The organism is Streptomyces sp. NPDC087845 (genome assembly GCF_044742755.1).
Taxonomy (GTDB): Bacteria; Actinomycetota; Actinomycetes; order Streptomycetales; family Streptomycetaceae; genus Streptomyces.
In genome coordinates this window covers 470,152-485,561 of sequence record NZ_JBIUVC010000004.1, presented here as the reverse complement: position 1 = coordinate 485,561, position 15,410 = coordinate 470,152, and the positions used below count along the sequence as shown (strand labels likewise).

Sequence of the window (15,410 nt, the reverse complement as noted above, 5' to 3'; positions counted from 1 at the left end):
AAATGCGGGCGAAAGCGGGTGAGTACGGGCTGAGGCGACGGGGCGAAGTGGACGGGCAGAAACGGAATCAAGCGTTACGGAACGGGACTCATGTGTCGCCGCACGCCGATCCTGCCCCCTGCGGCGGTACCGCGAACGGCAGCAGGGCCACTGTTACGTTGTCGTGGCCCCCACCGTCCAGAGCGTGCCCCACCAGCACCTGGGCGCCGTGCAGCGGCCGCAGTTGCGCGTCGGCCGGCACCGCCGCGGCCATGTCGGCCGCCGACTCCGCGTAATTCCACAGGCCGTCCGTGCACACCACCACGAGACCGGGCCGGTCCGGTTTGAAGGACGCGGTGTGCGGCTCCAGTTCGTACGCGTCGGCGCCGAGCCACCCCGTGATGGCGTGGGCGCGCTCGTCCGCGTACGCCTCGGCCTCGTTCATCAGACCCGCCGCCACCATCTGCGCGGCCCAGGAGTCGTCCTCGGTCAGCCGGGCGGGCGGGTGGGTGCGGTCGTCGGGCACCCAGTAGGCGCGGCTGTCGCCGACCCAGCCGACGACCAGCAGACCGCCTGCCATCACCGCGCCGACCAGCGTGCACGCCGGGGCGTTCTGGTGGCGGTGCGGATCGTGCTCCCCGGCCCGGCCGGGCTCCCGGGCCAGGGAGTTGACCGCCTCGGCCGCCACGACGATCGCCTCGTGCATCGCCTGCTGCGGATGGGTGCCGCGGGGCAGCGACTCCAGCAGTGCTTCGTTGGCGGCGCTCGCGGCGGCCGCCGACGCCTCGTCCGGGCGGCTCGCCGAGGAGACACCGTCGCAGACGATCGCGACGACGGCCGGTGAACCGTCGGGCAGGGCGGTGGTCGACACCGCGAACGCGTCCTCGTTGCGGTGGTGGCGCAGGCCCCGGTCGCTGACCGCGGCCACCGATTCGAGCTCCTGCTCCATGTGGTCGCGCTCGCGCGGCTGGGCGTGGCCGCAGTTCTCGCAGTAGCCGTCGGTGTCGACCCGGCCGGCCCGGCAGGCCACGCACAGCTTGGTGCCGGCCGGCGGTGCGGGGGGCAGCTCGACGGCGGGGGTGCGGGGGTCGGGTGCGGGCGCGGACACCTCGGCCGACGGGGCGGACGAGGGCGCGGACGAGGCTCCGGACGCGGCTGCGGGCACGGCCTGAGGTGCGGCTCCGGGCGCGGCTGCGGGCACGGCCTGAGGTGCGGCTCCGGGCGCAGGCCCGGCTCCGGGCGCGGCCAGCTCGAAATCGCCCGATCCGTCCTGTCCGTCCTGTCCGCCCGACCTGTCACGGCCGCCCGGTCCGCCGGGACCGTCGGACCGGACCGCTGCCGGGTGGCCCGCGGGAGTGCGGGCGGCGGCCGCCGCGCCGTTCTCCGCAGGCACGGCCATGGCGATCGTCGGGTGGTCCCGCGGCGGTTCGGGCACGGCCGACAGGTCGTACCCGCACGCACCGCAGAACAGGTCCCCCGGCTCCAGCGGCTCCTCGCAGCCGGGGCACTTCGACAGGGCCGTCTCCTGGGGCTTCTGCGACATTTTCACACCCACGTCCGGGGGCGGAAGCGGTTGGCCCGCTCCACCAGTTCGATCCTCTCGTCGCCGGGCTCCGCGAGCCGGGCGAGCATCCGGTACGAACGCTCCAGCCCCAAACGCAGGCCGCGCTCGTCCAGCTCACTGCCGAGCAGTGTGTTCGGCCCGCTCGTCCCGGCAGGCGCGGGCGACTGCGGGGCCGAGGGCGAAACCGTGGGACTACCGGAGAGTATCCAGTCGAGCGCCGTCCCCAGCACCTCCGTCGACAACTGCTCCCGGCGCACCGCGTCCAGACCCAGCCCGACCAGCGCCGACACCTGGGCCGATGCGGCCGTCAGATCGGTGATCAGCGGCTCGTCCGGGGCCCGTTCACGGAGCCGGGCCCGCACCGCGGCGACCCGGGCCGCCGTGTAGTGGATCGACGCCTCCGGCACGGACTCCAGCGCCCTGACGGCCCCGGCCCGGTCCCCGGCGGCGATCCGCACCCGGGCCAGGCCGAACGCGGCGCTGACGAAGCTGGGGTCGGTCATCCACACCAGCCGGTAGTACTCGGCGGCGTTGTCCAGCTGGCCCAGGACCTCCGCGCAGATCCCCAGCGCCAGCTTGGGCGCCGGCTCACCGGGGAACGCGTCGTACACCGCGTCGAAGGAGAGCGCCGCGTTCTCGTTGTCGCCGGTCACCAGCGAGGTGACGCCGCGGTACCAGACGACCCGCCAGTCGTCCGCGTACTGGCCCTCCAGCTCCGTCAGGGCCTGCCCAGCGGCGCCGAGTTCGTGCAGCTCCAGGCGGGCGCGCAGCTCACGCAGCCGGGTCTCCAGCGACGGCACGGGCACGCCCTGGAGCGCGGTGATCAGTTCGGCGGGGGCGGTGGTCATCAGCCCGGCGAGGAAGCCCGCGTTGGGGTCGGTCGCGTCGACCCGGGGCACGGGCAGCGCGAGCGAGGTGGACGGCACGTCGAGCCGGGCCAGCCGGGGGCCTTCGGGGGCGTACGGCCCCGCAGGCGCTCCGGGCGGGTACGGGCCGGACGGCGCTCCGGCGGCGCCGGCCGGGACACGCGGGGCCGGAACCGCGGCCTGCGTCTGCGCGTACGGGAAGGCCGAGCCGTTCGCGAGGGCCGCGCCGCTCGCCTCCGCGGGGCCGCCGGCCCGGACGTGCGTGGGCGGCGGGGTCAGCGGGCCGGCACCCGGACCGGGGTGACCGGCCGCGGGCGGCGCACCCGTGGGCGGCGCGCCCGGCCCCGGTCCGGCGGGCGGCACCGCGGGCGGGACCGGGGCCGCAGCCCCCGCCCCGGTGCGCCGCCGGCCGAAGCGCCCGGACGCCGCCGGAGCGCCGGCCCGCACCCCCAGCCGCGACACCTCGCCCGCCGGCTCGGCGAACAACCGCGTGTCCGTGACCCGCACTTCCGTACCGAACAGCGTCGACAGCGCCGGCCGCGGCCGGCGCGTCTGCAGCGACACCACCTCGCGCAGCACCCCCGTCAGCTGCTCCGCCATCTCCGCCGCCGAGGCGAACCGCCGCGCCGGATCCGGGTCGGTGGCCCGCACCAGCAGCCGGTAGAACGACTCGTACGTGCGGAAGACCTCGATGTTCTCCGGGTCCGGCAGCGAGTCCACGAAGACGTTGGTGTAGCCCTGGAAGTCGAAGGTGAGCACCGCGAGCGTCCGCGCCACCGTGTACAGGTCGGAGGCGACCGACGGGCCCACCTCCGCGACCTCCGGCGCCTGGTACCCCACCGTGCCGTAGATGGCCGACTCGTCGTCGTCCATCCTGCGGACCGCGCCCATGTCGATCAGCTTCAGCTGGTCCTCGGTCTGGATCGCGTTGTCGACCTTGAAGTCGCAGTAGAGCAGGTTGCGGCTGTGCAGATGACCGAGCGCCTCCAGCGCCTCGATGCCGTACGCGCACGCCTGCTCGACCGGCAGCGGATCGCGCTTCCCGGCCGGGGTGCGGCGCTCGTTCGCGATCTCCTTGAGCGCCTTGCCGCCGACGTACTCCATCACTATGTAGCCGTCGAGCGAGCCGGTGCGCTGGTCGAGATGCTCGACGAAGTTGTAGATCCGGACGATGTTGGAGTGCTCGATCTCGGCGAGGAAGCGGCGCTCCGAGATGGCGGCCGCCATGGCGTCCTGGTCACCGGTGTCGAGCAGTCCCTTGAGGACCACCCAGCGGTCCGACACGGCACGGTCGACCGCGAGGTAGACCCAGCCGAGCCCGCCGTGCGCCAGGCAGCCCGCGACCTCGTACTGGCCGTGCACGATGTCGCCCTCGCCGAGCTTGGGCGCGAAGGAGTACGGATGGCCGCACTTGGTGCAGAACCCCTCCGTGCGGCCCGCCCGTTCGCCGCGGGCCCGGCCCACCGGGGCCCCGCAGTCGGAACGCGAACAGAAACGCTTCCGCTCCGGCACCTCCGGGTTCTCCATCACCGCCGAGCGCGGATCGGGACGCGGCACGTCCGGAACCTGCACCAGGCCCACGCCCAGCCTGCCCCGGGCGGACGAGCCCGTGGACGAACCGGAGGAACGCACCGACACCGAACGGGACGTGGTGCCACCGGACAGCGCCCGCGAGAGCCGCCCCGAAACGGAACGCCGTGACGTCGACGAGCGGGACGAGGAACGCGAGGACGCCCGGGACGAGGCCCGCGCACTGCTGCCGCTGCCCCGACTGCCCCTGCTGCTCGCGCCGCCGCCCGCGAGTCCGGTCGGCGGCGAGCTCACCAGGCCATCCCCAAGTTCTCGGCTTCGCCCGGACAGGGGAGGCCCCACCTGCGACACGACCGGAGCCAGACCGCAGGTGTCGCAGTACAGCTCACCGCCGCCCATGTCCTCGTAACTGCCCTCGCACGCGGGGCGCTGGCACTGCGCACTCATGGTCCGTCCCCCTGTTCGCCCCGCCGCCGCGGCGGCTCTTCCACCCTGCGCTCCTGCGTATTCATCGCCGGTCCTCCGGTCCCGGGGCCCGGCTCTGGGACAGCAGTTCGGCCGCCGTCTCCTGGTAGCGCAGCACCGCCTGCGCGGCGACCCGCAGATCGCACGGCGCGCTCCACAGCATCCGGCGCGCCGCGTCGTACCGCTCGATCAGCAGCGGGTCCTCGGCCAGACCGTGCCGGGCGACCTTCGCCTTGTACGCGTCGAGCCTGCCGCGCAGCTCCGCACGTACGGCCAGCGGGGCCGTGACCGCGGTCAACGACTCCCGGGCCCGCAGCAGTTCCTCCTCGGCCTCCCGCTCCAGCGTCTCCAGGAGCGGTGAGAGCCGATGCCACTGGGCGTGCCTGCGGTACTCCGAAGCGGCGGCCAGCCGCTCCTGGAGCGCGGTCGCCGGACCGCTGACCGCGGGCACCTCGGAGGCGGCGATCTTCGCCAGCACCTCGCCGCGCGCCGACCGGGCCTCGGTGAGGGTGCGGTCCGCACGGGAGAGGACGTCACGCAGCTGGACCAGCCGCTGCTCGGCGTCCTGGCGGACCGCGAGCACCGCCTCGATCTCGCGGCGCACGTCGTCGAGGGCGCGGGCCGCCCGGTCGTAGCGCATCGTGTCCGGGCGCCCGCCGCCGGGCGCCGAACTTCCGGGCCCCGGCAGCCAGAAGGCGAGCGGATCGGAGATCACCTGCACCCGCAGCGTGGTCAGCTCGTGGGTGATCGCCTCCAGGTCGTCGCCCGCCGGGTGCTCGCCCGGCCGTACGCCGACGGAGTGCGCCAGCGAGCGGGTGCGGTGCAGCTCGGCGGCGAGCAGATCTATCCGGGCGGGCAGCGCGGACCACACGGAGTCGGAGGCGACGACCATGTCCAGCGAGCGGGCGTACAGGTCGTTCATCCGGGCGACCAGCTCCTCCAGCGTGAACCGCTCGGAGAGCTTGGCCGGGCCCGTGACCGACGGATGGGGGCGGCCGGCCGCGTGCGCCACGGTGACGCCCTGGCCGCGCAGCAGTTCGGTGAGGGCCACCAGGTCGTCCCGGTTGGGATGGCGCCGGCGTGCCCGTACCGCGCGGGCCTCGGACAGCGCCCCCGCGTAGGCGTCGAAATATCCCCACAGCAGGGTGATCGAGTGCTCGGTGGTGGCCCAGCGCTCCTTGGTGACACCGGTCAGATCGGCGCCCTCCAGGAGCCGGCGGCCCGCGTGGTCCTGCAGGGCGAGGAGCGAGGTCTCGATCGCCTCGTGCTCCGCGCCCAGCCGGGCCAGCGCACGGTCCGCCTCGTCCCGGTCCATGACCGGGCCGGGGGGCCTCCCCGCGTAGCCGGGGAAGGGGCCCGCGACGCCCATCGATCACCTCTCCGCTCCTCCTGCCGGGACGGGCCCGCCAGGATCAGTGCCACTGCCTCGCCGGCCGGATCCGCGCCGTCGCGCGCATCCGGCCGGCCCGGCACTAGTTGCTCCGGTACTTGGGTGCCGGCGGCGCCGTCATCCCCGGCAGACCGTCCTGAAGCCAATGCCGGTACGACTTCATCCAGGGGCTGTCCGCGCCGCCCCTGCGGTAGTCGACCAGGACCTGATTGACCCGGGCCACCAGATCGTCCGCTCCGCGCTTCGCCGCCACGCCGTAGTACTCGGTGGTGAACGGCTTGTCGCCCTTGAGCTCGACCGCCGGGTCCTGGGCGGCCTGGCCGGCCGCCAGCGCGTTGTCCGTGACGATCGCGTCGACCTCGCCCAGCTGGAGCCGCACCAGGCAGTCCAGCTGGTTGGGGACGGTGAGCCGGTCCTCGTCCGCGTCGGTGCCGTCGTGCTCGTCCTTGAAGACCGAGCCGAACGACTGCTTCTGCAGCGCCTCGTAGGCGGTGGAGCCCTCGGCGGTGCAGACCCGCTTCCCGGCCAGGGACTTGTCGAACCCGGTGATCGCCGAGTCCTTCGGCGCGAGGACCTGCTGCCCGGCCTGGAAGTACGCCGTGGAGAACGAGACCTGGTCCAGCCGGGCGCAGTTGATCGTCATCGTCCGGACGACGACATCGACCTTGTCGTTCTCCAGTGCGGCGATCCGCTGGTTGGTGGGGATGGCCCGGAAGATCACGGCGTCGGGGTCGCCCAGGATGTCCTTGGCGATGGCCCGCACCAGATCGATGTCGAAGCCTTCGAGCCCGCCGGTCTCCGGATCGCGGTATCCCCATTGGAAGCTGTTCTGGTCGACACCGGCGATCAGCTTTCCGCGCGCCTTGATCTTCGCGATGCTCGGGCCGTCGGCGCCGGACGGCGGCAGGCTCGCCTCCGGATCCGTGCAGTCGCCGGACCGGGCCTGCACCGCCTGTGCCGCACCCGGCCCCGAGGCGGCGTCACCGCCGAAGGCGCCGGCGCCGCGGTGGGAGAGCGGCAGCAGGGTGAGCGAGGCCGTCACCGCGCAGGCCACGGCCATGCCCGTCACCCCGCCCCAGCCGCGCAGTCCGCCGCGCGTGGACCCAGGGCCCGTGAGCTTCCTGGTCATCGCTCCCCCTCTCACCGGTACTCCGAGAGCCTGCGGTTGACCCCGACGATCGCGGCGACGGCACCCAGCGCGGCCAGCGCCGCGGCCCCTGCCGGCAGCCCGCCCAGCGCCCCGCGCCCGTTCTTCGCGGCCCGGGTGAACTCGCCCTGCTCATGGGCGAGCGCCTGCTCCAGCGCCTTGTCCACCCGGTTGAAGGACTCGCCCGTCGAGTTCTTCGGCCCGATGATCTGCTTCAGCGCGCCCTCGTAGTCGCCGCTGTCGTCGGTCGTGCGGGCGGTCCGGTGGCGGCCCTGCCACTCGGAGGCACCGTTGATGGCGTTCGCCACCGGCCCGCTCCCCTGGGAGTCGTCGGCGAGCTTCCTGGCCTTCCTCAGCTCTTCGCCGAGGGCCTTCATGCCCGTGGTGTAGTCGGTCTCGTACTTGTCGTTCCTGCCGTCCGGGGTGAGCACCGCGCCCCGGGCGACCAGAGTGAGGTTCTCATTGGCACGCGCCTTCAGCGAGTCGATCCGCGCGTGGTTGAGGACATCGAGGGACTGCTGCCCGTGCACATCGGCGTCCAGCAGTGCGGACCGCGCCACCGTGTGCCCCACGGCGAGCCACAGCAGCACCACGGTGGACGCGGCGGTCGCGGCGAGCAGCCCGTGGTTGAAGACCCGGTTCGTCCTGCGGTAGTTGCGCCGCTGCGCCCAGAACAGCGCGGCCAGTGCCACGACTCCGAGCCCGAGCGAGAAGAACGGCCACGCCCTGGCCGAGTCGTTGTCCCCGTCGAGCCTGCCGGTCTCCGCCGTGTACAGCCGCTCGGCGGCCGGCAGCAGCACGTCGGTCATCTTCTGGTTCGCGTACCGGAGATAGGCGCCGCCCAGCGGCAGGCCCTGCCGGTTGTTGGCGCGGGCCCGCTCGATCAGGCCCGTGTACCGGGGGAGTTCCTCGTTGAGCGTGGTGATCTCGTGCCCGGAATCGGTCGACGCGTCCGTGTTGGCCGCGGCCTTCACCAGCAGCCGGGACGCCTCCTTGATGTCCCTGTCGTACCGGTCGTGGACATCGCGCGGCTCCTGCGCCCCGGCCAGGAAGCCGCTCGCCGCCGCGGTGTCGGCATCGGCCAGCGAGCGGTAGATGCCCGCCGCGCCGGCGCTCAGCGGCTGGCTGCGGCTCACCACGTCGTCGGCGGCGGTCGCCCGGTCGGCGATCTCGAACGCCGTCACGGCCCCGAACGCGACGACGAGCAGGGCCAGTGCGGCCCCGATGATCCGGAGCCTGCCCGGTTCGGTCGTCGCCGCCGCCCGCAGCTGTTCCGTCGTCGCGGACAGGGCACCGCGCCGCGGCGGAGCGGGTACGGTCGCGGGCACGGGCGGCTGCGCCCGTGCGTGGTCCGGCGCCGTGCGTACATTCGGCGGGTATGTCACTCGACCTCCCCCTCGGTCACTGACGGTGGCCCGGTCCCCGGCCGATCGGGGGCTGGTGCCCGGCCAGAAGTATGGCCGCAGGGACCGGCATCCACACCATGAACGTCCGGATCCCGCATCGTCCGTGGATGCGATCACCCGCATTCGATCAAGGGCCGCGCCGCCGATCAAGCCGATCGGCGGACCAATCCCCGAAGCGGACCGATCTCTCCACCCCTGAACACGTCCGGGACAACTGATCGGTTCCCTTACGCAAGGGGCGTCCCGCGACGCGAAACGCCGCGGGACGCCCTCAGAGCCCGGCCAAATCAGCTGTACTGTGCACGCAGCCTCTCGTGCACCCCGGCCGCCGCCCCCGTGTGATCGAGGCCGAGCAGCGCGGCTCCCAGCACCGGAGGCTCCGTCACCACCCGGACCACCGCCTTCGGCGCACGTACCGCGAGGAGTTCGGTGATCCTGCCGTCCAGCTGCGGATGACGGGCCGCCAGCACACCGCCGCCCAGCACCACCGGCGCCTCCTCGTCCAGCAGGCCGAGCCGGCCCAGCGCGACCGACGCCATCGCGACGACCTCCTCTGCCAGCCGGTCCACCAGCGAGACCGCCACCGGGTCCCCGGCCGCCGCGGTCGCGAAGAGCACCGGGGTCAGCTCGTGCCGGCGCTCGGACTCGACCCGGCCCAGATGCAGTGCCTCGATCAGCGCGTACATCGAGTCGAGCCCGAAGTGCGCGGGCAGGGTGCGGGCCAGCCCGGTCGGCTCACCGCGGCCGTCCTCGGCCCGTGAGGCGAACCACATCGCCTCCTCGGCCAGTCCCGAACCGCCGCCCCAGTCGCCGGACATCCGGCCTATGGCGGGGAAGCGCGCGGTCCGCCCGTCCGGCACCATGCCGACGCAGTTGATTCCCGCACCGCAGACGACGGCCACACCCCGCGGCTCGTCGACGCCCGCGCGCAGTATCGCGAAGGTGTCGTTGCGCACCTCCACCGTGGTCCCCCAGCCGCGGGCGCGCAGCGCCCGCGCCAACTGCTCCTCCTCCACCGGGAGGTCGGCGTTGGCGAGACAGGCCGACACATGCGCGACGGAGCCGACCGGTTCACCCGACAGCTCCAGCACCTGCCCGACGGCCGCGCCGAGCATGTCCACGGCCGCCTCGACGCCCACGACCGGTGGCTGGAAGCCACCGCCGCGGGACGCCGCCAGCACCGTTCCGTCCTCACCGATCAGTGCCACATCGGTCTTGCTGTTCCCCGCGTCGATCGCGAGGACCGAAGCGTTCACGCCCACGCCAGGTGCTCCCGGTTGTGCGCGATCAGCTTGTCGGTGAGCGCCTCGGCGTACTCGAACTGGCCGATCAACGGGTGCGCGAGCAGTGCCTTGAACACCCGGTCCCGGCCTCCGCGCAGCGCGGCTTCGAGCGCGAGGTCCTCGTACGCGGTGACCTGGGCGATCAGACCGGCGTACAGCGGGTCCAGCCCGGGGACGGCGAGCGGCGTCGCGCCCGTGCCGTCGACCCGGGCCTGCACCTCGATCACCGCGTCGTCCGGCAGGAACGGCAGCGTCCCCTTGTTGTACGTGTTGACCACCTGCACCGGGCTGCCGCCCGAGCCGAGCAGCGAGGACGCCAGGTCCACCGCGGCCTCCGAGTAGAAGGCACCGCCGCGCTTGGCGAGCAGCGCGGGCTTCTCGTCCAGCGCCGGGTCGCCGTACATGGCGAGGAGTTCCTTCTCCATCGCGGCGACCTCGGCCGCCCGGGACGGCTTGGTGCCGAGCTCCCGTACGACCGCGTCGTGCGCGTAGAAGTAACGCAGGTAGTACGAGGGGACGACGCCGAGCCGGTCGACGATCGCCCGGGGCATGCGCAGATCGTCCGCGACGGCGTCGCCGTGCTCGGCGAGCAGCCTCGGCAGGACGTTCTCGCCGTCCGGGCCACCGAGGCGGACGCCGAGCTCCCAGGTCAGGTGGTTGAGCCCGACATGGTCGAGGTGCACCTCACCGGGCGTGACGTCGAGGAGCCGGGCGAACTTCCGCTGGAAGCCGATCGCCACGTTGCACAGGCCGACGGCCTTGTGCCCGGCCTGGAGCAGCGCCCGGGTGACGATGCCGACCGGGTTGGTGAAGTCGATGATCCAGGCGTTCGGGTTGGTGCGGCGGACCCGCTCGGCGATGTCCAGGACGACCGGGACGGTGCGCATCGCCTTGGCGAGGCCGCCGGCCCCGGTGGTCTCCTGGCCGACGCAGCCGCACTCCAGCGGCCAGGTCTCGTCCTGGTTGCGGGCGGCCTGGCCGCCGACGCGCAACTGGAGCAGGACCGCGTCGGCGTCGGCGACACCCGCGTCGAGGTCCGAGGTGGTGACGATCCTTCCCGGGTGGCCCTGCTTGGCGAAGATCCGCCGGGCGAGGCCGCCGACGAGTTCGAGACGGTCGGCCGCCGGGTCGACGAGCACCAGCTCCTCGATGGGCAGCGTGTCCCGCAGCCGGGCGAATCCGTCGATCAGTTCAGGTGTGTAGGTGGACCCGCCACCCACTACTGCGAGCTTCATAGTCAGCCCTTTACTCCGGTCAGTGTGACGCCCTCGACAAAAGCCTTCTGGGCGAAGAAGAAGACGAGGATCACGGGGGCCATGACCAGTACGGTCGCGGCCATGGTCAGGTTCCAGTCGGTGTGGTGCGCGCCCTTGAAGGACTCCAGGCCGTAACTGAGGGTCCAGGCGGCCGGGTTCTCCGAGGCGTAGATCTGCGGGCCGAAGTAGTCGTTCCAGGCGTAGAAGAACTGGAAGAGCGCGACGGCGGCGATGCCCGGCCTGGCCATCGGCACGACGACCCGCATCAGCGTGCGGAACTCACCGCAGCCGTCGACCTTCGCCGCGTCGAGGTACTCGTTCGGGATGGTCAGCAGGAACTGCCGCAGCAGGAAGATGGAGAACGCGTCACCGAAGGCCATCGGGATGATCAGCGGCCAGAGCGTGCCGGACAGGTCCAGCTGCTTCGCCCAGAACAGATACATCGGGATGACGACGACCTGCGGTGGCAGCATCATCATCGAGATGACGAGCATCAGCGACAGGTGACGCCCGCGGAAGCGGAACTTGGCGAGCGCGTACGCCACGGGCAGCGACGACACGACGGTGAGGACGGTGCCGAGCCCCGCGTACAGCAGGGTGTTCCGCCACCAGCTCAGGAAGCCCGGGGTGTCGAACACCTTCTTGTAGTTGCTCCACTCGAAGGGGTGCGGCCACAGATCGCGGGTCAGCGCCTGCTGGTCGCTCATCAGCGAGGTGAGCAGCAGGAAGACGAACGGCAGCACGAAGAAGAGCGCGGCCGCGACGCCGAGCGCGTGCACGGCGATCCAGTTCAGCAGCGCCTTGCGGCGTGCCGTGCGTGCGGCCGGGGTGGCCGGTTCGGCCGCCCCGTCGGCCGCCTTGAGGGTGTCGAGAGCCTGCGTCACGTCACTCACCTGCCTGGATCAGCCCGCTGCGGCGCCGCATCAGCAGTGCGGTGAACGCCATGGCGAGTACGAAGAGGACGAGCGCGACCACGCAGGCGGAGCCGTAGTCGAAGCGCTGGAAGCCGAGGTTGTAGACGAGCTGCGGAAGCGTCAGTGTCGACTTGTCGGGATAGCCCGGTTCGAACTGCTGCCCGGAGCCGCCCATCACCCCCGAGGCGACCTTCCCCGCCACGAGTGGCTGGGTGTAGTACTGCATCGTCTGGATGATCCCGGTGACCACGGCGAACATCACGATCGGCGAGATGTTCGGCAGGGTGACGAAGCGGAACCGCTGGAACGCGGACGCCCCGTCCAGCTCCGCCGCCTCGTACTGCTCCTTCGGTACGTCGAGCAGCGCGGCCATGAAGATCACCATCAGGTCGCCCACGCCCCACACAGCGAGCGCGGTCAGCGCCGGCTTGGACCAGGCGGCGTCGGTGAACCAGCCCGGCGTGGGCAGCCCCAGATCGCCGAGGATCGAATTGACCGGCCCCGTACCCGGGTTGAGCAGGAAGACGAAGCCGAGGGTCGCCGCGACCGGCGGGGCCAGGTACGGCAGGTAGAACAGGGTGCGGAAGACCCCGGTACCCGTCTTGATCCTGGTGATCAGCAGCCCGACGCCGAGGCCGAACACCACCCGGCAGGTCACCATGACCACGACCAGCCAGAGCGTGTTGCGCAGCGCGGGCCAGAACAGCGGGTAGTCGTTGAAGACGAACGACCAGTTCTTCAGCCCGCTGAATTCCGGGGCCGCGAAACCGTCGTAGCTGGTGAAGGAGAAATAGAGCGTGGAGATCAGCGGGTAGGCGAAGAAGACGCAGAACCCGATCAGCCACGGCGACATGAAGGCCGCCGTGCGAAGCGCCGACCGGCGGCGCTTCGAACGGAGTGTGTACGTGCTCGTACGCGTGTTCATCGCGGTGCTACTTCGCCTGTGCGATCGCTGCGTCGATCTCCTCGGCGGTCTTCTTCAGGCCCGCCTCGATGTCCGTCTGCTTGCCCTTCTCGATGTCGAATCCGAGGTTCTGCAGGGACACCAGGTACGCGCCGCCGTTCACCGAGGGCGGCGTGGTGGTGCTCTCCGGGTCCGCGGCGATGTCCAGGAACGTCTTGAACCGCGGGTCGAGCTTCAGCTTCGGCGACTTCAGCGCGGCCAGCGTGGAGGGCACGTTGTGGATCGCGTTGGCGAAGTTCACCACCGCGTCGGTGTCGGTCGTCATGAACTTCACCAGCTCCCAGGCCGCGTTCTGCTTCTTGGAGGTGGCGGCGATCCCGGCGACGGTGCCGGTCAGATAGCCCTTGCCGTAGGTGCCGGCCTCGTCGTCGGCGACGGGCATCGGGGCCACCCCGATCTCGAACCCCGGCTTGGTCGCCTCGGCCATCCCGAGCCGCCACTCGCCGTCCAGCTGCATGGCCACCTGGCCGGTGTGGAACGGGTGCTTGGCGCCCCACTCGTCACCGAACGACGTGCGGAACTTCTCCAGCTTCTCGTAGCCGCCCAGGTCGTCGACCAGCTTCTTCTGGGTGGTGAGCATGGCGGCGAACGCCGGGTCCCGGGCGATGTTCGACTTGCCGTCCGCGTCGAAGTACTTCGGGTTCCAGCCGCCGAGGTAGTGCTCGGTCGTCGTCTCGTAGCCGTGGTAGTTCGGCATGAAACCGAGCTGCTCGTACGAGTCGCCCTTGGTCTTCGTCAGCTTCTTGGCGTCCGCGGCCAGTTCCGACCACGTCTGCGGCGGACGGGAGATGCCGGCGTCCTCGAACGCGTCCTTGTTGTAGTAGAGGCCGTACGCGTCACCGAGCAGCGGCACGGTGCAGCGCACACCGTCGAACTGCGTGTACTCGTTCATCGCCTTGGGGAAGGTCTTGTCCGCGTCGATCCCGTCCTTCTTCAGGAAGGGTTTCAGATCGACGAACGCCTTCGACGAACAGAACTTGCCGACATTGTTCGTGGTGAACGACGAAACGACGTCCGGGGCCTTCGAACCGCCCGCCCGCAGCGCCTGGTTGACCTTGTCGTCGGTCATGTTGCCGACGACCTTCACATGGATGTTGGGGTGCGCCTTCTCGAAGGCGTCGACCGTGTCCTGGATTCCCTTGACCTCGTTCGGGGCGCTCCAGCCGTGCCAGAAGTTGATGGTCGTGTCCTTGGACGCGTCATCACTGGCACCGGAGTTGCTCTGCCCCGTACAGGCGGACGCGAACAGCGACATCGCGGCGGTCGCGGCGAGCGCGGCGGCCGTCTTACGGCGGTTTCCGGACATGGCGGTGACTCCCGGTGAAGGATGGGGACGGAGAGGGGCGAGGGGTGGGGCCGAGGGGACGGGCAAGGGGTCAGCGCGACGTGTCGAAGACTTCGTCACGGGTGGTGGCGAGTGCGCTCTCCAGCGCGCCGCGCAGGACGGGGCGGTACGTGACGGCACCGGCGATCAGCCGGGGCCGGGAGGCCGCCAGTTCGGTGAGCTCGGACGCCACCCGGCAGCGCAGCGGCTCCCCGCCGGCCGCGATCACCTCGCCGGACAGCACGACGACCTCCGGGTCGAGCACGGCGATCATGGAGGCGAGACCGGTCGCGAGGCCGGTGGCGAACAGATCGAGGAGCCGGGGGTACGGGCCGTCCTCGCCCGCCTCCGCGGCCTCGGCGGCGCGGGCGAGCAGCCGGGCGGCGGCCTCGTGGTGGGTACCGGGGGCGCGGATCAGCTCGTCGTCGATGCCGAGCTCCCGGCCCAGCCGGGCCAGCACCTGCGCACCCGCCAGCTCCTGGAAGCCGCCCGCGTTCACCTTGGTGACCTGACGGACCAGCGGGGCGCCCGGCACCGGCAGGAAACCGACCTCGCCCGCGCCGCCGGTGAAGCCGCGGTGCAGCCGTCCGTTGATGACGAGGGCGGCACCGAGCCCCTCCTCGTTCCACAGCAGGACGAAGTCCTCGTGCCCGCGCGCTGCGCCCAGCCGCTGCTCGGCCACCGCGACCAGGTTCACGTCGTTCTCGTACTCCACCGGCATCGGCAGGAAGGCGGCCAGCTCCTCCAGCAGTGTGGGGGAGTGCCAGCCCGGCAGGTGCGAGGCGTACCGCAGCCGCCCGGTGCCGGGGTCGAAGGCGCCCGGGGTGCCGATGACGACCCGGTGCACGTCGGAGCGGGCGAGCCCGGCGTCCTTGACCGCCCCGTCCAGCGCCTCCGCCACCTGCCGCACCACGCTGTCGGCGCGCCGGCCCGGGGTGCGCAGCTCGAAGTGCCCGACCGTCTCACCGGTCACATCGGCGACGGCGGCGACGATCCGGCGGGCGTTCACGTCCAGTCCCGCGACATGGGCGGCCCGCGCGTTCACCGCGTACAGCTGGGCGTTGGGCCCCGGCCGCCCGGCCACGGTCCCGGTGGCGACGACCAGCCCGGCCGCCTCCAGCCGTGCGAGGAGCTGCGAAGCGGTGGGCTTGGAGAGGCCGGTCAGATTCCCGATCCTGGTCCGGGAGAGGGGCCCGTGCTCCAGCAGCAGATCGAGGGCGGCCCGGTCGTTCATGGCCCGCAGAACGCGGGGGGTACCCGGTGTGGTTCCGGCCATGAGCACTGCACCTGCCCTCTGTTAGGAAAGTTTCCTATTCGGTGAA

11 protein-coding genes are annotated in these 15,410 nt (G+C 71.9%); all 11 read right to left on the bottom strand.

Annotation, left to right across the window (positions count from 1 at the left end):
• Positions 1–88: 88 nt before the first annotated feature.
• The 11 genes from ACIOMQ_RS14135 to ACIOMQ_RS14085 all read right to left on the bottom strand — a co-directional run bounded on the left by ACIOMQ_RS14135 (position 89) and on the right by ACIOMQ_RS14085 (position 15,364).
• The gene (locus ACIOMQ_RS14135; RefSeq protein WP_402189047.1) at positions 89–1,522 is read right to left on the bottom strand and encodes a protein phosphatase 2C domain-containing protein; all 1,434 of its coding nucleotides are present in this window, start codon (positions 1,520–1,522) and stop codon (positions 89–91) included.
• 2 nt (positions 1,523–1,524) lie between these two features.
• Positions 1,525–4,386, bottom strand: a complete 2,862-nt coding sequence (locus ACIOMQ_RS14130) for a tetratricopeptide repeat protein (RefSeq protein ID WP_402189045.1) — start codon at positions 4,384–4,386, stop codon at positions 1,525–1,527.
• Between the two features lie 61 nt (positions 4,387–4,447).
• Entirely contained in the window at positions 4,448–5,773 is a 1,326-nt protein-coding gene (locus ACIOMQ_RS14125; protein WP_362206828.1) for a hypothetical protein, read from the bottom strand.
• Between the two features lie 103 nt (positions 5,774–5,876).
• Positions 5,877–6,923 carry a glutamate ABC transporter substrate-binding protein gene (locus ACIOMQ_RS14120; RefSeq protein ID WP_362206829.1) on the bottom strand — a complete coding sequence of 349 codons (1,047 nt, stop codon included), beginning with the start codon at positions 6,921–6,923 and terminating at the stop codon, positions 5,877–5,879.
• An 11-nt stretch (positions 6,924–6,934) separates the two neighbouring features.
• A complete protein-coding gene (locus tag ACIOMQ_RS14115; RefSeq protein WP_362206830.1) occupies positions 6,935–8,269 on the bottom strand; it encodes a hypothetical protein in 1,335 nt (444 codons plus the stop codon).
• 365 nt (positions 8,270–8,634) lie between these two features.
• Positions 8,635–9,609, bottom strand: a complete 975-nt coding sequence (locus tag ACIOMQ_RS14110) for a BadF/BadG/BcrA/BcrD ATPase family protein (protein ID WP_362206831.1) — start codon at positions 9,607–9,609, stop codon at positions 8,635–8,637.
• Entirely contained in the window at positions 9,600–10,865 is a 1,266-nt protein-coding gene (locus tag ACIOMQ_RS14105) for a 6-phospho-beta-glucosidase (protein ID WP_401264186.1), read from the bottom strand. The genes ACIOMQ_RS14110 and ACIOMQ_RS14105 overlap by 10 nt, the downstream gene beginning before the upstream one ends.
• 2 nt (positions 10,866–10,867) lie before the next feature.
• Entirely contained in the window at positions 10,868–11,770 is a 903-nt protein-coding gene (locus tag ACIOMQ_RS14100; RefSeq protein ID WP_362206833.1) for a carbohydrate ABC transporter permease, read from the bottom strand.
• 1 nt (position 11,771) lies between these two features.
• A complete protein-coding gene (locus tag ACIOMQ_RS14095; RefSeq protein ID WP_362206851.1) occupies positions 11,772–12,653 on the bottom strand; it encodes a sugar ABC transporter permease in 882 nt (293 codons plus the stop codon).
• A 79-nt stretch (positions 12,654–12,732) separates the two neighbouring features.
• On the bottom strand, positions 12,733–14,070 hold the full coding sequence (locus ACIOMQ_RS14090) for an ABC transporter substrate-binding protein (protein WP_362206834.1): 1,338 nt from the start codon (positions 14,068–14,070) through the stop codon (positions 12,733–12,735).
• A 70-nt stretch (positions 14,071–14,140) separates the two neighbouring features.
• A complete protein-coding gene (locus tag ACIOMQ_RS14085; protein WP_401937922.1) occupies positions 14,141–15,364 on the bottom strand; it encodes an ROK family protein in 1,224 nt (407 codons plus the stop codon).
• Between the last annotated feature and the right edge of the window lie 46 nt (positions 15,365–15,410).